The sequence below is a fragment of the Sinobaca sp. SA16-1 genome (genome assembly GCF_059510515.1).
On sequence record NZ_JCAKFL010000001.1, the window covers coordinates 168,257 to 192,031 of the forward strand.

24 protein-coding genes and 1 pseudogene are annotated in these 23,775 nt (G+C 46.6%); 12 read left to right on the plus strand and 13 right to left on the minus strand.

The genetic code is table 11. From position 1 onward, the window contains the following. Positions 1-55: 55 nt before the first annotated feature. Positions 56-1,327, plus strand: a complete 1,272-nt coding sequence (gene kynU, locus AC5W2J_RS00775; RefSeq protein WP_496057574.1) for a kynureninase — start codon at positions 56-58, stop codon at positions 1,325-1,327. A 107-nt stretch (positions 1,328-1,434) separates the two neighbouring features. Then, complete coding sequence (locus AC5W2J_RS00780; RefSeq protein WP_496057575.1) at positions 1,435-2,232, plus strand: sugar phosphate isomerase/epimerase family protein; 798 nt, start codon at positions 1,435-1,437, stop codon at positions 2,230-2,232. 121 nt (positions 2,233-2,353) lie between these two features. Here the strand turns inward: AC5W2J_RS00780 and AC5W2J_RS00785 are convergent. Then, positions 2,354-2,461, minus strand: a pseudogene (locus tag AC5W2J_RS00785) (YkvA family protein); the annotation flags it as partial. Positions 2,462-2,846: 385 nt separating this feature from the next. Between AC5W2J_RS00785 and AC5W2J_RS00790 the strand changes: the two are divergent. The 8 genes from AC5W2J_RS00790 (at position 2,847) to AC5W2J_RS00825 (ending at position 8,453) form a co-directional block, all read left to right on the plus strand. Then, positions 2,847-3,869, plus strand: coding sequence for an ABC transporter substrate-binding protein (locus AC5W2J_RS00790; protein ID WP_496057576.1), 1,023 nt, complete (start codon positions 2,847-2,849; stop codon positions 3,867-3,869). A gap of 117 nt (positions 3,870-3,986) precedes the next feature. Continuing rightward, positions 3,987-5,660 (plus strand): ABC transporter permease, encoded by a 1,674-nt coding sequence (locus AC5W2J_RS00795; RefSeq protein WP_496057577.1) that lies wholly within the window; start codon positions 3,987-3,989, stop codon positions 5,658-5,660. Next, on the plus strand, positions 5,657-6,727 hold the full coding sequence (locus tag AC5W2J_RS00800; RefSeq protein WP_496057578.1) for an ABC transporter ATP-binding protein: 1,071 nt from the start codon (positions 5,657-5,659) through the stop codon (positions 6,725-6,727). Before AC5W2J_RS00795 ends, AC5W2J_RS00800 begins: the two co-directional genes overlap by 4 nt. Before the next feature lie 219 nt (positions 6,728-6,946). Beyond that, entirely contained in the window at positions 6,947-7,483 is a 537-nt protein-coding gene (locus AC5W2J_RS00805) for a sigma-70 family RNA polymerase sigma factor (RefSeq protein WP_496057579.1), read from the plus strand. Between the two features lie 6 nt (positions 7,484-7,489). Further along, on the plus strand, positions 7,490-7,708 hold the full coding sequence (locus tag AC5W2J_RS00810; RefSeq protein WP_496057580.1) for a DUF1659 domain-containing protein: 219 nt from the start codon (positions 7,490-7,492) through the stop codon (positions 7,706-7,708). Positions 7,709-7,747: 39 nt separating this feature from the next. Further along, a complete protein-coding gene (locus tag AC5W2J_RS00815; RefSeq protein ID WP_252314205.1) occupies positions 7,748-7,966 on the plus strand; it encodes a DUF2922 domain-containing protein in 219 nt (72 codons plus the stop codon). A gap of 68 nt (positions 7,967-8,034) precedes the next feature. Then, entirely contained in the window at positions 8,035-8,235 is a 201-nt protein-coding gene (locus AC5W2J_RS00820; RefSeq protein ID WP_496057581.1) for a YvrJ family protein, read from the plus strand. Continuing rightward, on the plus strand, positions 8,232-8,453 hold the full coding sequence (locus AC5W2J_RS00825; protein WP_496057582.1) for a DUF1659 domain-containing protein: 222 nt from the start codon (positions 8,232-8,234) through the stop codon (positions 8,451-8,453). The genes AC5W2J_RS00820 and AC5W2J_RS00825 overlap by 4 nt, the downstream gene beginning before the upstream one ends. Positions 8,454-8,498: 45 nt before the next feature. On the opposite strand, the gene AC5W2J_RS00830 is transcribed toward AC5W2J_RS00825, so the two are convergent. The 7 genes from AC5W2J_RS00830 to AC5W2J_RS00860 form a co-directional block, all read right to left on the minus strand. Continuing rightward, entirely contained in the window at positions 8,499-9,431 is a 933-nt protein-coding gene (locus tag AC5W2J_RS00830) for an AEC family transporter (protein WP_496057583.1), read from the minus strand. 191 nt (positions 9,432-9,622) lie between these two features. Beyond that, positions 9,623-10,285: a class F sortase gene (locus tag AC5W2J_RS00835; protein ID WP_496057584.1), complete on the minus strand. Its 663-nt coding sequence runs from the start codon at positions 10,283-10,285 to the stop codon at positions 9,623-9,625. Further along, entirely contained in the window at positions 10,239-11,075 is an 837-nt protein-coding gene (locus AC5W2J_RS00840; RefSeq protein ID WP_496057585.1) for a DUF4397 domain-containing protein, read from the minus strand. The genes AC5W2J_RS00835 and AC5W2J_RS00840 overlap by 47 nt, the downstream gene beginning before the upstream one ends. A 194-nt stretch (positions 11,076-11,269) precedes the next feature. After that, positions 11,270-12,028, minus strand: a complete 759-nt coding sequence (locus AC5W2J_RS00845; RefSeq protein WP_496057586.1) for a peptidoglycan DD-metalloendopeptidase family protein — start codon at positions 12,026-12,028, stop codon at positions 11,270-11,272. A 490-nt stretch (positions 12,029-12,518) separates the two neighbouring features. Continuing rightward, positions 12,519-12,806 carry a hypothetical protein gene (locus AC5W2J_RS00850; protein ID WP_496057587.1) on the minus strand — a complete coding sequence of 96 codons (288 nt, stop codon included), beginning with the start codon at positions 12,804-12,806 and terminating at the stop codon, positions 12,519-12,521. Between the two features lie 51 nt (positions 12,807-12,857). Beyond that, entirely contained in the window at positions 12,858-13,880 is a 1,023-nt protein-coding gene (locus AC5W2J_RS00855; protein ID WP_496057588.1) for a FecCD family ABC transporter permease, read from the minus strand. Continuing rightward, the gene (locus tag AC5W2J_RS00860; protein ID WP_496057589.1) at positions 13,877-14,905 is read right to left on the minus strand and encodes a FecCD family ABC transporter permease; all 1,029 of its coding nucleotides are present in this window, start codon (positions 14,903-14,905) and stop codon (positions 13,877-13,879) included. Before AC5W2J_RS00860 ends, AC5W2J_RS00855 begins: the two co-directional genes overlap by 4 nt. A gap of 180 nt (positions 14,906-15,085) precedes the next feature. Here AC5W2J_RS00860 and AC5W2J_RS00865 point away from each other — a divergent pair, with 180 nt between their 5' ends. Further along, positions 15,086-16,078 carry an ABC transporter substrate-binding protein gene (locus tag AC5W2J_RS00865; protein ID WP_496057590.1) on the plus strand — a complete coding sequence of 331 codons (993 nt, stop codon included), beginning with the start codon at positions 15,086-15,088 and terminating at the stop codon, positions 16,076-16,078. A 323-nt stretch (positions 16,079-16,401) separates the two neighbouring features. Here the strand turns inward: AC5W2J_RS00865 and AC5W2J_RS00870 are convergent, their stop codons facing one another. The 4 genes from AC5W2J_RS00870 to AC5W2J_RS00885 all read right to left on the minus strand — a co-directional run bounded on the left by AC5W2J_RS00870 (position 16,402) and on the right by AC5W2J_RS00885 (position 21,054). Then, positions 16,402-17,982 (minus strand): hypothetical protein, encoded by a 1,581-nt coding sequence (locus AC5W2J_RS00870; RefSeq protein ID WP_496057591.1) that lies wholly within the window; start codon positions 17,980-17,982, stop codon positions 16,402-16,404. A gap of 95 nt (positions 17,983-18,077) precedes the next feature. Continuing rightward, positions 18,078-19,172, minus strand: a complete 1,095-nt coding sequence (locus tag AC5W2J_RS00875) for an alpha/beta hydrolase (protein ID WP_496057592.1) — start codon at positions 19,170-19,172, stop codon at positions 18,078-18,080. Positions 19,173-19,368: 196 nt separating this feature from the next. Next, entirely contained in the window at positions 19,369-20,427 is a 1,059-nt protein-coding gene (locus tag AC5W2J_RS00880; protein ID WP_496057593.1) for an alpha/beta hydrolase, read from the minus strand. A 162-nt stretch (positions 20,428-20,589) separates the two neighbouring features. Further along, positions 20,590-21,054: a hypothetical protein gene (locus AC5W2J_RS00885; RefSeq protein WP_496057594.1), complete on the minus strand. Its 465-nt coding sequence runs from the start codon at positions 21,052-21,054 to the stop codon at positions 20,590-20,592. Positions 21,055-21,499: 445 nt separating this feature from the next. Between AC5W2J_RS00885 and cyoE the strand changes: the two genes are divergently transcribed. Further along, positions 21,500-22,438 (plus strand): heme o synthase, encoded by a 939-nt coding sequence (gene cyoE / locus AC5W2J_RS00890; RefSeq protein ID WP_496057595.1) that lies wholly within the window; start codon positions 21,500-21,502, stop codon positions 22,436-22,438. Positions 22,439-22,483: 45 nt separating this feature from the next. On the opposite strand, the gene AC5W2J_RS00895 is transcribed toward cyoE, so the two are convergent. Further along, the gene (locus AC5W2J_RS00895; RefSeq protein ID WP_496057596.1) at positions 22,484-23,689 is read right to left on the minus strand and encodes a Bcr/CflA family efflux MFS transporter; all 1,206 of its coding nucleotides are present in this window, start codon (positions 23,687-23,689) and stop codon (positions 22,484-22,486) included. Positions 23,690-23,775 lie beyond the last annotated feature (86 nt).

Below are 23,775 nucleotides of genomic sequence, written 5' to 3' on the forward strand. Positions count from 1 at the left end.
GCTCTGCCTGTTTCCTGCTATACTGAAACCAACTTGCACCCGAAAGGAAGATTCGATGGATCTAAGCCTCGACTATGCGAAAAAAATGGATAGCCGGGACCCTCTGCATTCGTTCAGGGATGAATTTTATCTTCAGCCCAGCGTCTTGTATATGGACGGCAATTCACTTGGCCTGATGTCTAAACGAGCGGAAATAAAAACGCTGAAGCTGATGGAAAGCTGGAAAACACGGGGAATTAACGGATGGACTTCAGGCGATCATGCCTGGTTTTATTTATCCGAAAAGCTGGGCCGGCAGATGGCAGGCCTGGTCGGTGCACTTCCAGACGAAGTTATTGCTACCGGGTCAACAACTGTCAACCTCCATCAGCTGCTCGCTACTTTTTATAAACCGGCAGGCCGGAAAACAAAAATACTGGCAGACTCTCTCACTTTCCCTTCTGATATTTACGCGATCCAAAGCCAAATTGAGCAGAAAGGCTTGGCGGTGGAAGATGAGCTTATTCTCATAGAGAGCCGGGATGGATTCACTTTGGAGGAAAAGGACATTATTGCTGCAATGACCGACGAAACAGCCGTGGTCATTCTGCCGGGAGTCCTATACCGGAGCGGCCAGGTGCTTGATATGGCACGAATTACTGCAGCCGCCAGGGAAAAAGATATTATTATCGGCTGGGATCTCAGCCATTCTGCCGGCGCAGTGCCTCATCAGCTGCATGACTGGGGAGCTGACTTTGCATTTTGGTGCACGTATAAGCACTTAAACGGCGGACCGGGAAGTGTCGGTGCCCTATTTGTTCATGAAAAACACAGCGGCCGTATGCCCGGACTATCCGGATGGTTTGGATCCGCTAAAGAAAAGCAGTTCGATATGGAGCATACGATGACGCCTGCACTTGACGCAGGAGCGTACCAGATTGGAACGCCGCACATATTAAGCCTGGCTCCGCTGCTTGGTTCTCTTGAAGTGACAGAAGAGGCGGGCATTCATGCCATCCGGAAAAAGTCTCTTCAGCTGACAGATTACATGAGCCGCTTGATAGAAGAAAAGCTGGCCGGCCGTAACTTTTCCATCGTCAGCCCGTCTGAACACAAAAGACGCGGTGCCCATCTTTTTATTGAACACCCGCAGGCTGCAGGTATCTGCAAAGCTCTGAAAAATGAAGGCGTGATCCCGGATTTCCGCATGCCTAACGGCATCCGCCTGGCTCCGGTTGCGCTGTATACTTCTTTCGAAGACGTTTGGCACACCATTACGATATTGGAAAACATCATGAGCACAGAAGCACATAAACAGTATGACAATACGCGCGATATCGTCAGCTGATACCTTTACAAACTCTTCATATTTCCTTACCTCCTCTTCATACCAGCTTGATATTTACGTTGTATGATTGCTTTAGAAAGATAGACTAGAGTTGGAGGAGGAAAAGAATGAAATGTTATTTTTCATCTTCATTAATGTGGGGTAAACCATTCGCGGACATTCTTCAGGAAGCTTCCTATCTCGGTATGGAAGGGGTTGAAATCTGGGCAGAACAGTTTTGGCTGCAGCAGGAATCACCCGCTCATATCCTTTCCCTTAAACAGGAACTCGGCCTGGAATTAACACTGCACGCCTGCAGCTGGGATATTAACATTCATTCAATCAATAAAGGAATCCGGGAACAGTCCGTTCGTGAGATTTCCAAATCCTTTGTTCTGGCTAAGCAGCTGGGCGCGCACAATGTGACCGTCCATCCCGGCCGCCAGAGCACTCCCGGCCTGATGAATCACAGCCTGAACGTCTATATAGAGCTTGCCATGAAAGCAGCAGAACATGGCTGCACGCTTTCTTTGGAGCAGATGGAGGAAACGCCAAAGGAACTGTTCTGTGAACCCGAACAGATGAATGCCTTAAGCCATTTCCTTCCCGAAGAAGTGAAAATAACATTTGATACCGCTCATGTTCCCTTAACGATTAACCCTTATGATTATTTAAAAAAATTAGAACGGGTCAACAAAATACACCTCAGCGATACGTCGCTTGATAAATACCATGTCGCGCTCGGGGAAGGAAGACTTCACCTTCCGGATATGCTCAGCATTTTGTCCAGAACAAATCTTCCTGTTGTTCTGGAAGGACTTGATCAATCTGAAAACAACGATTTACTGTACAAACACCTGGACTACCTGCAAAAGTCCGGCCTGCACGTTCTTCCGGAACACCGCCGCTCTTTTGTATCCTCTTAGTCTCAGTACAAAAAAGAACGCGGAGACATGTCTCCGCGTTCTTTTTTGTTTATTTTTTCTGCTTTTGTTTCCACAGGCGGAAGTGATCTACTTCGTCGGTCAGGCGGTTAATGATAAATCCAATAACCGCTGCGTCATCGAAGAAGCCGATAACCGGAATAAAGTCCGGTATTAAATCAATCGGGGACACAAAATACAGGATACCCGCGATCACCATAATAATGGATTTTTTATCAAGCTCTTTATAGTCGCCTTTGATCCAGGCACGAAACATCTGCAGCATAAGCTGAAGATCTTCCCAGACATCGGACAGATTTCTTTCTTCCTTTTTGTCCTCTGCCTTATTTTTTGCTTTTTTCAAAAGCCCTTTTGATTTCTTTTTATCTTCGTAGTATTCCTCTGCTTCCCCTTCGAACTTCTTATATCCTTTTTGGTAATCTTCTTTATTCAAGTCTTTCTCCTTTTTGCCTTTAAATCGATCAAACATGAATCCAGCCCCCTAGCACCTTCTTTTATTTTTATATATTTACGTGAACTTTATGAATCCTTACATCAACGTAACCTTCTCTACATATTCCACATTTATGATGAATATAAACGAGGAGGTTATACATATGAAGAAAGTTCTTTTTACATTTACAGCCGGGGCCGCTCTTTTAACACTTGCTGCCTGTGGCGGCAGTGCCGATTCAGAAGCTGACAGCGGTGATAGCGGGGCGGCAGGAGATATATCTTTTTATACTTCCCAGCCGGATGAAGATGCTAATGCATTGGTTGAAGCCTTTAATGAAGAGTATCCCGATATCAATGTCAGCCTGTACCGTTCCGGAACAGAGGAAGTAGTAAGTAAAGTGCAGGCGGAGGATCAGGCCGGTTCCGTAGAGGCTGATGTTCTCCTTCTTGCGGACAGTGTTACATTTGAAAGCCTGAAAGAACAGGAGCTCCTTCAAGCCTATGAGTCTCCGGAAGCAGCAGACCTACCTGAAGAGTTCGTAGATCCGGACCATATGTATTTTGGCACTAAAGCAATGGCTACGATACTTGCTGTTAATACAAACGAAGTGGATGACCTGCCTGATTCCTGGAAAGACCTCGCCGCCGGTGAAGCTGACGGGCAGACCGTTATGCCGAGTCCCCTATACTCCGGGGCTGCTGCCTATAATGCAGGCGTAATGAGCCGGGAAGACAGCCTCGGATGGGAGTATTTTGAAGGTCTTTCCGATAACGACGTAACGATTGTTCAGGGTAATGGCGGTGCTCTTCAATCTGTAGCATCCGGTGAGAAATCATATGCGATGGTCGTTGACTTTATCGCTGCTAACGCAAAAGCAGAAGGCTCCCCTGTTGAGCTTGTTTATCCGGAAGAGGGCGTCCCGGTCATTACGGAACCGGTCGGCATCACAGCCGCGTCCGATAACGTAGAAGCTTCCCAGACGTTTGTTGACTTTATTCTCTCTGAAGAAGGGCAGACACTTGCCGCGGATATGGGATATACACCGCTTCGTGATGAAGTGGAGGTTCCGGAAGGTCTGAAAACAATGGATGACCTGCAGATCATGTCTGAAGATGTGAGTACACTGCTCGACTCCCGGGAAGAAGACAAATCGACCTTCAGCGATGTAACAGGAGCGCAGTAGACCGTATTAAAACAAGCAGTTTTTATTTTCAGACAAGAAAGGTGCTGTCCTATGTCCGGTTCTACTGTTTTCAGAAAAGAGAGGGGAACATCACCCCTCTCTTTTCCCCTATCTGTTTTGACAAAGCGCAGACTGTTTGGCGGCACGGCTCTTCTATTAATATTTATCTTTTTTGTACTTCCGCTTTTTCGGCTCGTTGAACTCAGCTTTTCAGGAGAAGAAGGGTTTACTTTTTCCGTTTACCAGGAAGTCTGGCGGGAGTCCTCCACCTGGACCACTCTCTGGAATACGGTAGTAATCGTTGGGGCTTCCACCTTACTTTCCGCCGGAGGAGGACTGTTGGCAGCGATCATTGTTGCTTATAGTGATGTCCGCGGCAAGACGGCTATGCACCTCTTTATTCTGCTGCCGTTTGTCATTCCTTCTTATATTATTACGCTGGCATGGACCCAGCTTTTCAGCAGTAATGGCTGGGCGGCGGCTTTTCTGGAACGGCTGCCCGGTGATATCTCTCCTGTTAATTTGTACAGTATGGGAGGCATCATTTTTGTATTAAGCATCTCCCACTTTCCTTTAGTTTACCTGCTCACCGTAAGTGTCCTGCGTCGTATTCCAAGAGAACTCGATGCAGCTGCCAGAGTTTCCGGTGCAGGGAAGTGGAGAACATTTCGTACCGTATACTGGCCGCTCGCACTTCCCGGACTGGCCGGCGGCGGACTGCTTGCCTTCTTAGCAAGTCTCGACAACTTTGGAATTCCTGCTTTTCTCGGAATTCCAGCCAACATTCCTGTGCTGAGCACCGCTATTTATCAGGAAATAGCAGGATTTGGACCACAGGCTTTTTCACGTGCTGCTGTCCTGGCGTCTCTTCTTGGAGCAGCTGCACTGGCCGGCACGCTCTTCCAATGGCTGCTGATCAAAAAATCACAGAATCATGAAACGTCTTATGAAGACAAAGCTCCCCGTTTTACTTTTGGAAAGTACAGAAAAACGGTCGAAGCTGTCATTTGGTCTTTTCTATTCATTATCAGCGTTATTCCATTAGCTGCTATGGCAGCAGCTTCGCTGTCTCCTGCTTTTGGAGCCCCTTTCCGACTCGATACGATAACCTTGCAGCATTATAACTTTTTACTGACAGGAAACAGCCAGGTGCAGGGGGCGTTAACGAACAGCCTTACGTTAGCTTTGATTACTACCTTTGCTGCATTAATAATTGGAACGGCTATTGCCTATTTCCGGGTGTACCGCCCCTCGGTGTGCTCCAGAAGTGCCGAGCTGAGTATTGCTCTTCCGTATGCCCTGCCCGGAACGGTTCTTGCCCTCGCGCTGATCTTCACCTGGATGCAGCCGGTGCCCGGCTGGAATCCTGGTATATACGGCAGTATATGGATCTTAATTATTGCTTATATTACCCGCTTTACGATATTACAGGGACGCGCCAGCGCTACAGCTTTTATGCAGATTGGACAACCTATGCAGGAAGCCGCACGAAGCAGCGGGGCAGGGTTCTTTTCTCTCTGGAGAAAAATCATGGTGCCTCTTATGGTATCCGGCCTTGCAGGCGGTGCTTTCCTTGTTTTTCTTTCCGCCCTGGCAGAACTGACTGTTTCCGCCCTGCTTTGGTCTTCCGGAAACGAAACGATCGGCGTTATGATTTTCCAGTTTGAGCAGGCTGGATATACCACGCATTCCACGGCTTTTTCCTCCCTTATCGTCGGAGGAATGGCTGTTGCAGGAGTTGGATTGCTGCTGCTTAAAAAAAGGATGGAGAAAAGAGGGATCATCGTATGAGCACATGTCTGCACAGTGTCACCAAATCTTTTGGAGAATTAGATGCACTAAAAAATATCAGCTTAGAAGTAAAAGAAGGAGAATTTGTTGCTATTGTAGGTCCTTCCGGCTGTGGAAAGTCTACGCTTCTTCGGCTGCTGGCAGGATTTGACCGGCCCTCCTCCGGAGAGATAACGATTGGCGGAACGATGGCAGCCGACGCTTCCCACGCTCTGCCTCCGGAAAAACGTTCCATTGGAATGGTCTTTCAATCATTCGCCCTTTGGCCCCATATGCGGGTTGAAGAGCAGATCATGTTCCCCTTGCAGCATCGTTCTTCTAAAAAAATGAGTCGACACGATAAACAAGAGCGTGTCAAAGAAGTTCTTGCACTGACCGGTATGACGGTATTTGCGAACCGTATGCCCCATCAGCTCTCCGGCGGACAGAAACAGCGGGTCGCTCTGGCCCGTGCTATCGTCGCTTCCCCTTCCCTGCTATTAATGGATGAGCCCTTAAGCAGTCTCGATGCAGAGCTCCGCAGTACAATGCGCCAGGAAATCCAGCGCATTCATCAACACTCTGGTGCGACTATTGTTTATGTTACGCACGATCAGGAAGAAGCTCTTGCTATGGCTGACCGTATCGTCGTTATGAAAGATGGGCGGATTGAACAGGTGGGAACGCCAAGAGGGGTTTACTATTATCCAGCCACTGCTTTTGCTGCTACGTTTGTCAGTAAAGCGAATATTATACCCGGGACCTGGAATCACTCCACGTTTCACCCTTTTAATCAGCACGGCACTTTTTGGGAAAAGCCAAAAACCGCTCCGCTTTTTCAAAAAAAATCTATTTTTCCTGCCCGCCCTGATGAACTTCTTTTATCAACAGAACCTAATGAGAGCGCCCTGCAGGGGGTCATAAAAAACGTGCAGTTTCAAGGGACTTATATCCGCTGTACGGTTACCGTTCAGGAAACAGACCTTATCGTTCATGCTGATATGCTTCAAAGCCTTTCCCCCGGTGACAACGTTACGCTCCAACTAAAAGAACCTTCTATAAAAGGGGCCAGTCTTATGCAGGCCTAATAAGAACATATACATTAATCCAGAGTCTTCCTTAACAGAGGAAGACTTTTTGCCGTATTTTTCATCTGTACCGTCTTGCAGAAACAAACGAAGCGGCGTCCGGTGAAGAATGGAGAGCCCAGCATTATAATGAGCGGTTCGTCCAAGGCAGCCGGGCCGCAGTATGATAGGCCTACCATGGAATAAACGGAAGGCGCGCCGCTCCACAGAAGGTTTACGATGCAGGAGACTACATTTGAACAACTAATGGAAGAATACATGCCTCTTATTGGAGGAATGGTCAAACGGCTTCATATTCATAAAAACAAAGAAGAGTTTATTCAAGTCGGGCGCATCGCCCTATGGAAAGCCCGGCAGAACTTCAACGAGTCAAAAGGCACCTTTTCAACCTTTGCTTTCAGCTATGTTCGCGGCGAAATGCTCACCCACCTGCGCCGGGAGTCGACTTACGACCAGCAGCACATATGGCTGACGGATGAAGCGGCAGAAGGCATCGTCTCTGACTTTACTGAAACACCCCTCGCGGCAGAAAAATCCATTGAAGACTATCTGCATTTTCTTTCCAACAGGGAAAAAACCTGGGTGATCGAAGCCATCATTTACGGCCGGACGATTCAGCAGATATCCCAGCGGTACGGGGTCTCTTCTTCTACGGTAAAGTCGTGGCGTAAAATGGCACTGCAAAAATTAAAAAAAGAATGCAGCGCCTCCCCCTTTTCTCCCCTTCCGCTCTATATAGAAAGTGAAAGGAGGTGACGCACGATGAACCAGGCCATTAAATCCAAGCTGACGATTGAGTTTTACGCAGGGCTTACAGAAGATGGAAAAGAATCATTTGTTTCCAAATCATTTCAACAGATCCGCAACCGCGCAGACAGCGCTCCGCTTTACGAAGCTGCCCAGGCTCTCGCTTCTCTTCAATCCCTTCCGGTTTCCACTATTGTCCGTACCAATGAATACAGCCTTCACCACCTTGCATAAAAAAACTATACCAATCACCTAAAGGAGCTGTCCCCTATAATGAATAAACGACTTGAACTGCGCTTTGAAAACGAAGAAGGAAAACTAGTAACAATCACTTTGGAGCAGCCTATTGAACCAGCTGACCCAATTGCTGTAGAAGCCGCAATGGATGCTGTTATTGCATCTGCCGCGTTCACCTCTTCCGGCGGACTTTTCGTCGGAAAGCGGGATGCCCGTATTGTGGACCGCAGTGTTGATGTTATTTTTGAAGCATAGGTTTGATGTAATAGCCGGGCAGCACCCGGCTTCCCTCTTATTTATTCAGATGTAAAGGAGATACCGTTGTGAATGCAGATCTATGGATTCAAGTAGTGAGCGATCACGGCATTTCAGCAGCTATTGCTTTTTATCTGCTGCACCGCATGGAAAAAAAGCTGGATATGCTGATTTATACCGTTCATCAGACTCCGCCTCGTCCCGCATCCCATTCTGAACCCCGCCCTTCCCCCTCATCCCCATTCGTGAAAGGAGATTTTTCTCAATGACTGATATACAACAATCCCGATTGGTAATCGAATTTTATACAGGTACGAACAGTGCCGGCAAAGACACATTTAAAAAGAAAACCTTCCAGAATATCTCGAGTTATTCCGATGACGAAGCGCTGGCTAAAGCTGCCGCAGCTCTCATCAGTCTGCAGCAGCACTACATGCTGACAGTGATACGTTCCAATGAATATGTACTGGATAACACAAACAGCTGACCAAAAACCCCTCCGTTTATAAAACCGGAGGGGTTTTCCTATGCTTTATAAATACGTCGTGCCCAAAAAGATCGCGAGCGGAAGCACGAGCAGACTCAAAAGGGACGACAGTAATATAGCCGTAATACCTAAATTCTGCGAACCATCGCCTAGATACCGTTCAAACAAAACAATGGCCAGAATAAACGTCGGCATGGAAGCCTGGATCACAATAATGTAAGCCAGTTCCCCTTCGATCGGCAGAAATAAAAGCGCCGTAAAGGCAATAGCCGGAAGCAGAAGCACTTTAATGGAAACCGCCGTGCCGATAAAGCGCTTGTAAGAGTCCCGGACTGCCTTGTAGCTCGAGGAAGGGATCGTCGGGATAAGCAGACCCAGGTATATCATGGCAAGCGGTGCGGAAATCCCGGCAAGTGTGCCGGCGAGTTCCGTAAAGTACATCGGGATCTCTACTCCGGTGGAGACAATGAGCAGGCTGACAACAAGCGTTATAAACGGGGCATTTACTAATGAGCGCAGCTGTCTAAAAGAAAAGCGCTCTCCTTTTAACAGCAGTACGCCCACTGTAAATACGAGCGTCATCGTTGAAGCGTCGTAAATAGCAGCATAGACGCCGATCGTTGAGCCAAAGATCATATAAGCAACAGGAATCCCAATAAATCCAGTGTTTCCGCAGCCGGCCAATATCGCAAGCTGGCGCCTGGAGCTGCTGTCGTACCCCATGCTTTTGGCTGCAAAATAACCAGCTGTCATTCCTATACTGCTTAAAACTAATCCGAATATGTAAATAACGGCAAAGTTATTCCACATCTCCCGGTCCAGCGGGGTTTGAAAAATACTGTTCGCAATCACTGCCGGAAGGGCAAAATTGATCACGGTAAACGATAAAAACTTGCGGGTCTGAATCGATATATCCATTTTTTTTGTAATGAAAAAGCCGACCAGCACGATGGTCGCCATCACAAAAACAGGTGTCATTAACTGCAGCATAAAATATAAATCCTTTCTATTAAACAGGCTTTTTCAAGTTCAGGCAGCCGGCATCACTTAACAGATTGTACGCCCCTTCTCATAAGCATGCAAGCTAAAGTGCGCCTGATCCCTTCTATGACAGCGCTTCAACCAATTTTTTCTGCAAAAAAAAACCGGCTGCAGGAGCCGGCTCTCTTTTAGTATTCTACAGCTGATGCGGTAACCACTAATCGTTCCCGGTGGGTCCCGGCATCATTGTCAAACTCTCCCGTACATGTAATCAACTGCAGCTTTCTGTCATTCGATGCCCCGAAAATCTGCTGGATCGGTGCATCATCGTACGGATAAGACGCAGAAGATTCCATTTCAAACGCAATTGTTTCTCCATTCGTACCGGTCACTTCAATCAGGTCCCCCGGATTTAGTTTATCCAGATGGTAAAATACAGCAGGCCCCGACCGGTCATTTACATGGCCGGCTATGACGGCATTTCCCTGCTGTCCCGGTTTGAATCCCGGCGAAAACCAGCCGGTTTCCTCTCCGTTATCCGGCACTTCCATTCCTCCACTTTCTGTATACCCCATCTCATCCACGGCGGCTTCCAGGTTAATCGCGTCTATTTTTATTTCTGCAGGAGCCACAGACGCACTACGGGGAACAGATACCGTCTCCATCTGATGCTCAGGTTCTGCTGTTTCTGCTGTTTCTACCGCTTCCACCTCTTCTACTGCCGTTTCTGTAAATTCTGTTTCCGCTTCCATAAGTTCTTCGGAACTGCCGGTTAAAAAAAGAATCAGGAACGCGAGGACAATACTATGAAGAAGCGTCCGCGCGGCGGCGTACATAGTATCCAGCTCCAAGACCAGCTGCCAGCAGTCCGGCCAATACATACATCATTGTGTTATCCGTTCCGCCTGCACCAGTCTGCGGCATTTCAGATGGCATGCTGTCACTGGATGGTGTAGCGAGAACAATAGCATCAAGGGCAGGATCCCCTTCTGCAAAACCAACAGCCAGGACAGAATAGCTTGTGCCGCCTTCCAGCTCGGTGCCGGCAAGATCAAGTACTACATCCTCTGTGCCTGTAGGCCGTACTTCCAGATCGTAGGAACCTGCTTCTACCTCAAGATAGTCCGTTACGCCGGTAAATGGTGCATCTTCAAACAGTATATCTCCATCTGTTACCGCGACATCAACATTTGGTGCATCAGGTGAGAAGTGTGCCACTCTAATATCTGACATACCTTCCGCTGTGTCCTGCTTGTCTTCGAGTACTGTCAGCTCAAGCTCATCAAGTGTGTTGGTAGCTGCAGCTGTATACGCTTCTCCACTTTCCACATCAAGCGTGCCTGCCAGAACCGGGTCTCCTTCACCCTCTTCTCCTGCCGCAAAAATCTCTACTTCACGTTCTCCTTCCGGTACATCTAAATAGTCCGTTGCATCCTTAAATGCCGCCCCTTCGACCACTGCTTCTCCATCCACATACACATCCACTTCCGGTGCATCAGGAGATGCATGAACAATTCTTACCATTCCGTTATCTTCAGATGAACCATCATCCATGTCATGACTGTCGGCCAAAGCCGTGCCTCCACCAACCAACCCAAACGCCAGCACACCTGTTAACATCGATCCAGCAAACTTTTTCATACCTTTCCCTTCTTTCTATTAAGATACGTGTCTGAGGGACGGAAAATGTACAACCAACTATTAAACAATAGTTGTACATACTATATCCATTTATTATACGATCTAAACATTAATTTTTCAATTTTCAAATAACTAATTAAATAAAAATATAAAAAAAGCCTGTTCCGCTTGGGAACAGGCTTACTTAGTATGATTTAGAAGCTTACGTAGTTTCTTGGATCCACGGCATTGGATTTAGCACCGTTCCAGGCACCTTCGTGAATTTCAAAGTGAAGGTGTGTACCGGTAGATTGTCCAGTGTTACCCATAATTCCAATAGATTCGCCCTGACCAACGCTGTCGCCGGCAGATACATTAATAGAAGCCAGGTGAGCATAAAGCGTTTCGAATGTCTGTCCGTTTACTGTGTGTTCCACAATAACCGTGTTACCGTATCCGCTCATCGTTGTTGCCTGCTTCACTGTACCTGATGCAGACGCGTCAACTGAAATATTGGACTGACCGCCGGAAGCAATATCAATACCGTTATGCATGCTGCCATTGCGGGGCCCGAATTCAGAACTTACCGGTCCGCTTGTAGGATTACTAAATCCAGTGGACTGAGAAGCTTCCGTTGAAGCTCCTGCTACTTTTTCAGAAGAAGCACTTGAATTAGTGTTTGCAGATGCTTCCAGGTCCATCGCACCGAATGTGTTGTTGCCGGCAATACCATCTACGCTTAATCCTTCAGAAGACTGAAGAGATTTCACACCGGATTTTGTATTTGGTCCGAAGACACCGTCTACAGAACCTGCGTCATGGCCGTTTTCATTCAACCACTCCTGAAGTTCGGCTACGTCTGAATGATTCATTCCGTCACGAAGTGTCTGATCGCCTACAGAAGCATCTGCTCCTGCAATAGGTCCTGCTAAAAGGGCTGTGCCCACGATTGAAGTTAGAATAAATTTTTTCATAAATGTACGAAGCGTTATTGTTCAATTGGCCGTTAATACAACATAGTTCCGAATCCCCATAACTCGATTAATCTATGTATTTCTTTTTGCGGCTTTCTTGAGTAACGCTCGTTCACCTCCTGAGTTTATTTTTGTGTTTCACTGAATGGCAATAGTGTCTGTTTGACTAGTTGAAGTATAGACAGCCAAATCTGTTAACACAATAGATTATCGATGCTTGTTAGAAGAGTGTAATCATAAATGAAATCTCGTCATTATCTCGTTAAATATGTAACACTTTGTAATTTAAGCATCCAATTCACTGGAAGGGCACTACGGAATGCCCCAGCAGCGAACGATACCGCCGCTTCTTTTATGTAATATATCTCTAATTCCGTACTTCCTTTATTTGCTAAACAGCGCAGGCAGCGGCTTTTTTCCCGTTTAAAATATTACAGATGTTTATACAAAAAAAGAAACCAGCGTAAACTGGTTTCCGGTCTCTGGAGAACTATTTTTCAGACATATTTTGTTCCGGTCCAGGCTTTGGCAGGTACTTCATAAAATAAGCACCGAGCAGCAGCAGTACGGTAAACGCTGTCCAGCTGACAATTGACGACCATCCCATCCAGAGTACAATCAGATTCATGATTGGGACAAGCAGAAAGCAGATAGGAGTCACCATGCTTTTAAAACCTTTCAGAACTTTTTTTCGATACATCATATAAATGCTGCAGGCTATTAAAATGATAATGGCAGCATACACAATGGTTAACGGAATAGGATACAGACTGATCACTTCCTCTCCTTACTGCTTCCAGTATACATTGAGATACTCTTCTTGTTAAACCTAGGCTTTCTGCCTGGCGAGGAGGTAAAGAAAATAAGGAGCGCCGATTACGGCTACGACCACGCCTGCCGGAATTTCGGACGGCTCAATAATCGAGCGGCCGATCGTATCTGCCGTTAAGAGCAGCAGCCCGCCAAGAAGAGCTGAGGCGGGCAGCACCATTACATGCCGGCTTCCGACCAGTCTCCGTGCTAAATGCGGAGCGATCAGGCCGACAAATCCAATACCGCCGCTGACAGACACCCCGGCGGCCGCAAGAGCTACGGCGGACCCTGTAAGAATAAGCCGTTCTTTTTCCACCGTGACGCCGAGACCGGTCGCCATTTTATCGCCGAAGGCGAGCGCATCCAGGTCTCTCGCCCGAAACATAATGACAATAAACAAAATAACAAGCCACGGCAGGAGCGACAGCACTTCATTCCAGGTGGAACCGCTGATGCGTCCGGCCAGCCAGATGGCTACAAAGCTGTACTGCTCCGGGGCGAGGCGGAGCATGAGTATCGTCATTAACGCGCTGATGCCGGCTGCAATAGCAATTCCGTTCAATATCATCCGGTACGGCAGCAGCCCGACATTTTTTTCATAGGATAAGACGTAAATAAGAAAAGCAGTTATAGACCCGCCGATCAGGGCAAGAAAAGGCAGCGTAAAAGCGGAAGCCGCTTCAAAAGAAGACGCATAGGAAATATACAACACGACAAACAATCCGGCACCTGTTGTAATGCCTAGAATACCGGGATCTGCCAGGCTGTTACGCGATACTCCCTGCAAAATACAGCCGGAAATCGCCAGACAGGCTCCTACGAGCAGAGCGAGGACAATCCGGGGGAGACGAAATTCAAACAAAATCAAACTGCTCTGAGTGTCCCCCCTCCCGATAAAGGTCTGAATTACTTCTATTGGAGACAGGCTCGTAAAGCCTGTGTTCATACTGTAAAAAAAGACGGCCATAATGAGCAGGATAATAACGGCAAAGAAAAACAGCTGTTTTTTCCGCAGCCGTTCCTGAACGGTTGATTTCATAAACTTTCTCTCCTTTCTTTACGGGCTATATAAAGAAAGAACGGAACGCCGATCAGTGCAAACAGGGCGCCGATCGGGGTTTCATACGGAGGATTGATCATCCGGGCGCCGATATCAGCCAATGTCATAAAGATACCTCCAACAATAATAGAGCCTGGAATAATCAGCTGGTAATCGGCCCCGACAAAGTAGCGGACAATATGAGGAATCACAAGGCCTACAAAAGCAACCGGACCGACAATAGAAACGGACAGCCCTCCCAAAATAAGTACGGCGATCACGCAGCACAGCTTGATCCAACGGACTCTCGCTCCCAGACCTGCGGCAATATCCTCTCCAAGGCTGAGCAGCGTAATCGAGCGCGACAGCACTACAGCCATACCAAGTCCGACTGCGAGCCAAGGCAGCGCCGGCAGCAATTGTTCCCACCTTACGCCTGCCACTCCGCCTGCGTACCAAAAAGCCAGATCCTGGCTTAAATTATAATAAATAGCTATTCCTTCACTTAAAGCGGTAAACAGAGCACTGATGGCGGCCCCTGCCAGAACAAGCCGGACCGGGGAAAGACCGCCTTTTGTCATCGCTCCAATGCCAAATATCAGCCCGAGACTCATCGCAGCTCCTGCAAAGGAAAATAAAATAAGATTGCTGTAGGAAAGCCCCGGAAAAAAAGCAAAACATATCGCTACCATAAAGATTGAACCGGCGTTAATACCAAAAATTCCGGTCTCTGCCAGCGGATTGCGCGTCATTCCCTGAAGAACCGCCCCGGCTACTGCAAATCCGGCGCCGACCACCACATCAGCCGTAGAGCGCGGCAGACGCAGCTCCTGGATAATCACATGCTGGTTATTGGAAGCGTCAAAGGAAAAAAGCGAAGCCCATACGGTCTGCAGATCAATATCTGCGGCTCCGACAGAAATGGAGAGCATGAACATTAAAAACAAAAGCGGCGTTCCAATAATAAAAAGGAAAGCCGCGGAAAGCGGTTTGCGCTTTACCTTTTCTGCTTGTTTATCTTTCATATGTAACCCTCATTGTTTTTTTATTGTTTTGATTGAGAATCATTTTCAATCATAAAAAGCTTAGCAATAACTACAGTAAATGTCTAGGTGTTTCCTCATAATAAATACGTTGCAAAATGAACGAAGAAATTATATGATAATGATAATCTTTATCAATTATAACCTAAAAGGAGATACATCATGCAAAAGTGGATTCATCGAAGCATGTTTACTGCCTCCGCGGCAGCAGTAACGCTTTTGGCGGCGTGCGGCGGCGGAGCAGACAGCCAGGAAGAGACAGAGGATACAGAATCCTCTGCAGAAGAAACACAGGAGGAAAGCTCCGGTGAGACCGTGACCTATGAAGGACCCAACGGTTCCTTTGATATACCAGAAGACCCGCAGAACATAGTAGTGCTCGCCCCTTCTTATGTGGGATATTTCCTTGCGCTTGATGAAAAGCCAATCGGTGCCACCACCCAGGCTCTGGAAAATCCCTATTTTGACGAAGAAATGACAGAAGGCATTGAAGATTTAGGCGATGGCACTTCTGTAGAACAAGTGCTGGCCCTCGAACCCGACCTTATTGTGACATTGAGCTCGGATGAAAACCTCGAACAGCTTCAGGATGTCGCTCCTACTGTCACTATCGATTACGGCCAGCTTCCCTTTAAAGAACAGCTCCAGGAATTCGGTACGATGACCGGCGAAGAAGAAGCCGCCGAAGAATGGATTACGGAGTGGGATAAATCCATTGAAGAAAACCGGGCTTCTGTAGAAGAAAGCGTAGGAGACCGTACGATCTCTCTAATTCAGCCGTTTGAAAAAGGCGTTTACGTGTTTGGTAATACGTTTGCCCGCGGCGGCGAGATTATTTACGATGAATTCGGCCTGGCCGCGCCGGAAGCAGTACAGGAAGATGCTATCGACAGTGGAGAAGGATTTGTGAACGTCTCGCTGGAAGCATTGGACGAGTATGCCGGAGATATCATTTTCACGAGCCCATGGCAGGAATCGGAAACAGGCTCAGCCGATGAAGTCTATGAAAGTAATGTCTGGCAGAACCTTCCTGCCGTTGAGGAAGATAATGTTTACGAGCTCGATACGGCTGCCTCTTTCTTTAATGATCCTGTATCTCTTGAAAGCCAGCTTGACTTTGTAGTCGAAAGTCTTGAAGACAGCGCGGACGAATAACCCAGCGCCTCATTATACTAAAAGCACGATCCTCAAGAGAGGATCGTGCTTTTCAGTTTGTCGAGAAACTATTTCACCTTGTATATTTATACACGATCTTGAATTCTTTTAATACTTTGTTGAAAAGAGGAGAAGAAAAATATACAGGGGTGACTCCTGCAGAACAGCCATCGGTGAAGCTAAAGAGGTCGTTCTTTTCCTCTTTAGCTTAAGGCTCGGCCTGCGGAAAGCACCCCTGTACAGGATTTTGTATAAAAATACGTATTTATCGTCTTTTTCAACAGCCTGAAAAGCACGATCCTCAAGAGAGGATCGTGCTTTTCTTATTTCGTAATTGAAGCGTTGTCGCGTTCCAGCGCCCTGATTGTGGCAAGGCTCTCTTTATATTGTTCTTTATAATCCTTCCAGCGCCGGCGTTCCTGTTCTTTCTGGTATTCTGCCTCCTGTTTGGCGTTCTGGAGTTCCTCTACCTTTTTCTTCTTTTCCAGCGCTGCCGTTTTTTTATATGGCTCATAGGCGTGTTCTGCCTCAATGAATTCATCCACCATTTTCCGCATCGCTTCGTTGGCTTCTCGCTTTTCTTTCTTTTCATCCATATACGTTGTTACATGCGCTGCCGTGCGGTTCATTATGCTCCGAAAACCGGCACGGGGATTATGCTTCCGGCGCTGGCGTTCGATTTCATTTAAACGGTTCATCGCTTCCTTGTATTCCCGGCGGTAGGAAGCAAACGTTTCATTGATGTCCCATTCCTTTAAACCGTTCGTATACAAAGACAGCCAGATATCGTTCTTCGCTTCATCAAGAATGGACATGCTTCGATCCATTTCCTGTTTTAGTGCCTGGACTTTCTGCTCCTTGGAACGAATCACTGATTCCTGGGAGGATATTTTATTTTTCAATTGTTCCGCATGCTCTAATTCCTTTTTATAAAAAGCCGTCCTTTTTTTCCACGCTTCCAGTAATGGCTCATAGGTTTCTTCTTCCTCTGTAAGGGAAGACAGCAGCGAAATGTACACAATCGTGCTTGGCACGAGCAGTTTTTTGAAATAAAAATGCTGGGCGCCCTGAGAGAAAAAACTGTTTCCCAGAATTACCGGCAGAAAAAAGAAAGGAGAGGCAAACGCTGCCGTTAAATAAGAGGTGTCCGTCTGCTCAGCAAACGGTACTTTTACTCCTTTTCGCTTTAACAGCACCGGCAGCAGCTTGTTAACTTCGAGATAAGAAGATAATCCTTCAATTTCTGCTGCGGCAGAGAACAGTTTGCTGAGCTCAGACCGGCGGATAATCCGCTTCACTTCGGCCGTAGTCGTTACAGGCTTTCCAATCTGGTAGGCCAGTTTTTGTTTTGATTCATCCGGAAGTTTTTCAAGACAGCCATGAAGCGCTTCAGCCGTTTCTTCCAGTTCTTCTTCCGAATATTCTCTTGATTCCGTATCAACAATGTCCAGCAGGGACAGCATAATAAAATGAATCATATGATCGAGCTTCGTCCCGCTTTTCTGGACTTCGGCAAATTGTTTAAACACTTTATTCTGCTTTTCCAAGTATAAATAAGCATGCTCCAGAATATTGTCTGACTGCGTTTTAAGTACGGCCTCGCTCGTAAGCGGAGGCTGAATCACATTCATCAGCCGGCCAAGCTCTGAAAAAATATCCAGCTGAAGCAAAATATCGTCTTCCTGCTCCAGCTGGCTGATTTCTCTTTCTAAATGCGAACCAAAAGCATCTTCACTTTCAGGAGAAAGAGCCTCCCGTCCTCTTGAAATCAACAAATCAATGGTATTTGTTCTCTGCAAAAGAGCATATACCAGACGAAGCTTGTGTCCCTTTAATGATATCAGCCCTTTGCATAAAGAACTTCCATCCATCGTATTCACCATCCCATGTCTTAAGAATTGCATTATTTACAGCCATAAGGATATTTTAAACAACTCCGGGCTTTTATTCTATCCATTTATGAGAATACCTGTTAATTTCACCGGTTTTTTTATGAACATTATGAACCTTTTTTCCATTCTGCCGCGGTTTTTCCTGCTGTGACTGCCTGAAAATGACCGGCTATTTCCGTTAATGCATCGGCCGCCTGCGGATAGTATCCAAGTTTATCTACAAAAGCATGGTCCATTCCTTTGTATTCCCACAGTCTCACAGGAACACCAGCTGCTGCTACCTGCCTGGCATATTCCTGTCCTTGTATTTTCAAGTAATCATACTCAGACGTTACGATAGCCATCGGCGGCAGTCTGTGTTTGTTTTCACTGACAATAGGGGATACGAGCGGCGAATTGGCCTCATTTAAATCCTGAAGGTACAAGGATTGAATAAATACAGTCGCCTGCTGCATACTCGTCAACTCTTCCCGGATCAGCGCTTCGTCGTTGTAAAATTTGTACTGGTCTATTTTCCACTGTTCTCCGGTAAAATCTGCCAGGTCGACAAGCGGATAAAGAAGAGCTATATGCTTAATATCCCATTTTTCATCAAGGGTCAGTTCGCCTACACCAAGAGCAAGATTAGCTCCGGCGCTTTCTCCTGCCAGGCTGATGTTGTCAGTGTCTATCTGCAGATGTTCTGCCTGTTCCCACACCCATCTTGTTCCTTCAAGGCAGTCATTTAGTCCATCGGAAAACGGATGCTCCGGCGCGAGACGGTAGCCAACTGAAATGACAATCGCTTCTGATTCCTGTGCAAGCCACTTGCACGGGTTTTCCACCATGCCGATATTACCGCTGAAAAATCCACCGCCGTGAAAATAAAGCATTACCGGTTTTTTCCCGCCGCCTTCGTTGTAAATGCGGATAGGAATGCTCCGATCTTTCAGGTCAATCGTCAGCTCGCGGCTGGAAACGGATGGAGCTATATCTGTATTTGGAAAGCCTTCATGCTCCCGGATTTCTTCCAAATCGTCTACTTCCAAAGGCCTTCTTGTTTTGTCAGGCTCTGCTGTCAGCATCCAGTCCTTCACTCTAGGATCCAGTCCGCCGGTCTCTTCCTGGTCCGGAATATGCTTGATGATTTTCTCCATATTTCCCTGGATCCGGCGCGTTTCTTTTTCCCGCATCTGCTTTTTCAGCTGATCGTGCCCTGCCATAATATTCATCTCCTAAAAAGAGCTCGCTGCAGTGGCTTGTGCCTTCCAACCCGACTCTTCTAATTGTATATAACTGATGCCGTTCTTTATAGTTCTTCTGTCCCTTTCCCGTAACCATTTATTTTTAATCAGCAATAGTGAATTTTTCTTCACACAAAAACCGCCTCTACAATAAGCAGGCGGCTTAAGAAAAGCGTTATATGGTTTCTTTAAAGTGACGGGAGATTTCTGCAATGGCATCGGCCGCCTGAGGATACCGGCCCAGTTTCTCTACAAAAGCATGATTCATCCCTTTGTATTCAATATGGCGGACAGGAACCGAAGCATCGGCCATCTGCCTGGCAAATTCGGCTCCCTGAATTTTTAAATAATCGAATTCAGCCGTAACAATGGTCACAGGCGGAATATTCTGCTTTACTTCGCTCAGCACCGGTGACACGAGAGGCGACATCGCCTGTTCGAGATCGTTCAAATAAAGAGACTGGATAAAAAAAAGAGACTGCCTCATGTTAATGAGTTCTCTTCGAATCAATGCTTCATCTTCCGAGAAGTCATATGCGGCCATATTCCATTTCTTCCCTGAAAAATCCGACAGATCGACGAGTGGGTACAGCAGGCCTAAATGAGAAATAATCCATGGCTCATTCGTACTCAAATGATTGACCCCAAGTGCCAGGTTTCCTCCAACGCTGTCACCAACCAATCCGATGGCATCGCGGTCTATAGACAATTCTTCCGCAGTGTCATATATATAGCGGAGCGCTTCCAGGCAGTCGGTCAGTCCGGCGGCATAAGGGAACTCCGGTGCCAGCCTGTATTCCACGGAAATAACGACGGCTCCCGTCTCCTGGGCGAGAAGTTTACATGGATTTTCCGCTGCGTCCATATCCCCTTGAAAAAAGCCTCCACCGTGGTAATACATAATGGCCGGTTTTGATTCCTCTCCGCGGTTATACAGCCGGATATGCAGTGATCTATCTTCCAGAAAGATATTTCTGTGTTCCACGCGGATACCCCGGCTTAAATCATTATTTTTAAAACCGCTGCTGCTGCGGATTTCTTCCAGATCCGCCAGTTCAATCGGCTTTTTAAAATTCGTGCTTTCTTCATCGAGAATAAGCTGCTTTACTCTTGGGTCCATCCCTTTTTCATTCTCTTGAAAAGGAATACTTTTTTCTATTTTCTCCATACCATTATAATGAACGACAGCGTTTGTTTGTAAACGTTGGACTAGTTCTTCTTGGGTGTACTGCATGACCGGTCCTCCTTATAATGACATTATCACTATTCTATATAACTATTGGACTGTAATTTTTGTTCACTATTACTATCAATTCCCGAAATGATGCCTCTTTTAACATTTGCTTTCCTGAAAACAAAAAAAAGAGCCGCTCCGGCTCTTTTTTTTACCCTGAATTTACACAGCAAAGTAGGAAATAAAAGGAAACAATCCTTTCGTTTCTGCTTCTATTTCATGTTTATCCAGTATCTCTCCAACGATGTCATCCTGCGTTTTGCCGTTTACATCTATATTAAGAACGTCCGCAGCCTGCTTTAGCTGCACTGATTGAATATCTTTTATAACCTCTACCGGTTCTTTCTGTGCTGTCGGTATGTTGTACTGAAGGGCGGCTTCTTTCAACACAGCGTCTTCGATTTCTTCAATCACATCAAGTCTTGCTTTGTTTTGTATATCGATATCATATTGGGAGGCAATCTGCTTCAGCGCTGTCTGCCACTGAGAAGCGATGGTGTCATCTTCTGCTTTTTCTTCTACGGAAGCAGAAGACTGCTCAGCCGTTCCTGCCGCCTGGGCAGGAAGCACGCCGGATGTACCTATGGCAAAACCCATTGCTGCTGCAAGCATCCATTGATTGTCCATATAGTTACCTCCCGAAAGTTTGTTCTTTTTCTTTTTATACTAAGTGTCTTTCCCCGCTCTGTCCAGTGCCTCCGGGCTTATTTATTTACTGAATGCTCTTTTGTTTTTTGAAAAAGAACGACAACCTGGTTTATTCAACCGTACTCTTATTTTTATTAAAGCTTATAACTCAAACACGTCGATTGCGTGTTCACACCTTTATTTTATTGTTTAATCCATTTTTGAGTGTTTAGTCCTATTTAAGTTCTCGTAAAATGTAAGCGTATAAGGTATAATAAGTGGTAGCGTTTTTGTACGAAAGCTGTGTGAACTATCTGATATTAGTCAAAAAGCGTTCACATATTATTGACAACATCCCGAACTCTTTCTTGATTTCGGGATTTGGTAGTATTAATATGATACATTGGTTACATAACATTTCAACTCAAGGGGGAAGGAGACGCAGATGAGAAGTGAAAATATCGAGCATAACGCTCAACAGGACTCTCTCCTCGTTCCGCAGCAGGCACTCCGTAAAGTACTTGCTGAGACGATAAAAACCGGAATCATTAAATCCAATTTAATTGTCATGTTCGCGGGGATCAGCCTTGCACTATTTATAAATGGTATTTCTTTTTTTGATCAAATAGGTACAATCATTCTTGCGATCATAGGATCGGCACTTGTTATTGGTGCAGCAGGAACGTTCAACAACGTATATGACCGGGACATTGATAAAATCATGGACCGTACAAAAAACCGGCCGACTGTAACCGGGCGTATGAATTCCCGGAATGCTCTTATTCTCGGCACCGTCATGTCGCTGTCCGGTATCGGCTTTTTAGCCTTCGCTTCACCACTTGCCGCTCTTATGGGATTTCTGGGGCTCTTTCTTTATGTTGTGCCCTATACAATGTGGACAAAGCGCCGCACCATTTATAACACAGAAGTAGGCAGCATCAGCGGGGCAGTACCGCCGTTAATCGGCTGGGCCGCTATTACGAATAATTTTATGCATTTAGAAGTATTAGGTCTTTTCATCGTTATGGTTATCTGGCAGATGCCGCATTTCTATGCGATTGCGATACGCCGCCACGATGAGTACAAAGCAGCCGGTATTCCGATGCTTCCTGTCGTGAAAGGCAACCGCCGGACGTATATTCAGACTAATGTTTATCTTATCGCGCTTGTGCTTTCCAGCTTTCTTTTCATCCAGCTCAGCTCTTTTATTGTGGCTGTCGCTTTTATTTTAAGCGCCGCCTGGCTGATTACAAGCATTGCTTCCTACAAAAAAATGGCACCGGAAAAATGGGCAAAAACCATGTTTATTTTTTCCTTGAACCATATGACACTGCTGTTTGCTGTCATTATCGGATATTCACTTATCATGCCGTTTTTCCAGTAATCCATACGAAAGACCGAAGGGCTCATGCCCTCCGGTCTTTTTTTATTACACAATATCCGTTTTCTTTTCGGTCAGCAGGAAAAAGGCAATCATTCCAAGTATCGTCGTGCTGAACATAATCGCTCCCATCGGAACCGCCGTCGTTTCATCAATTCCGGCAAGTGGAGAAACAATCGATCCGATCAACAGCGGCAGCATTCCCAGCAGAGCACTTGCACTGCCGGCCCGGTGGCCCTGTTTGGCAATCGCCAGCGTAAAGGAGCTCGTTAATATCATCCCCATCGCCGTCATGTATACAAAGATAGGAATAACAATGAGCGCCAGCGGCCCTTCTATGATCGTCATCATGAGAAGAAACGCTGTGGCTCCCGACGCAATCAGAACCGCCGTCCGCAAAAGTGTTCGTTCCGTCACGATGCCGGAAAGACGCCCGATCAGGAAACTTCCGATAATAATAGCAATACCGTTAATACCAAACAGCACGCTGAATACCTGCGGCGATACGTTATAAATGCCCTGGTACACAAACGGCGTACCGGAAACATAAGAAAAGCTTCCTCCATGCACAAATCCAAGGGTAAGCGCGTAGCCAATAAAGGCTTTGTCTTTCGTTAAATCAAAAAGCGTACCGACAGACTGCTTGAGCGTGCTCGGCATTCTTTTTTCCATAGGAAGGGTTTCTTCCAGCCGGAGACTGATAATAATAACAATGATCAGACCAAGCAGGCCAAGAAAAATAAAAATAGTCGACCAGTTGGCGAAAGGCAGAAGCAGGATAGCACCGCCGGCAATCGGAGCTGCCATCGGTGCTGTAGCATTGATGACCATCAGAAGCGAGAAAAACTTCGTGAGCTCACGCCCGCTGAATATATCCCGGACGACCGCCCGGGATAAAACGACACCTGCAGCTGCGGTGAACCCCTGCAGAAAACGCCCGATGATCAATGTCGTAATATTCGGCGCAACCGCACAGAGAAACGAGGCGACCGCAAATAAAATTAAAGAAATGATCAGCGGTCTTCTTCTTCCTTTCGCATCACTGATCGGACCGACCACAATCTGTCCGACGGCAAGTCCGATTAAACAGGTGGTTAAGCTGAGCTGGACCATGGATGCACTGGCGTTCAACTCTTCGGCAATGTTTGGAAAGCTGGGCAGGTACATATCAATATTAAGCGGCCCAAGAATAGCAAGCAGGCTCAGAAGCACTGCGAGCCCGAGCCGCTGCCTGCCCTGCGGGTTTTGTATCATATACGTTGAACACCTTTCTATTCATAACATCTTTTTTTCTTCTACAAGCATACCTGTTCCCTCCTGCCAGGTGTAGCCCTTTATTT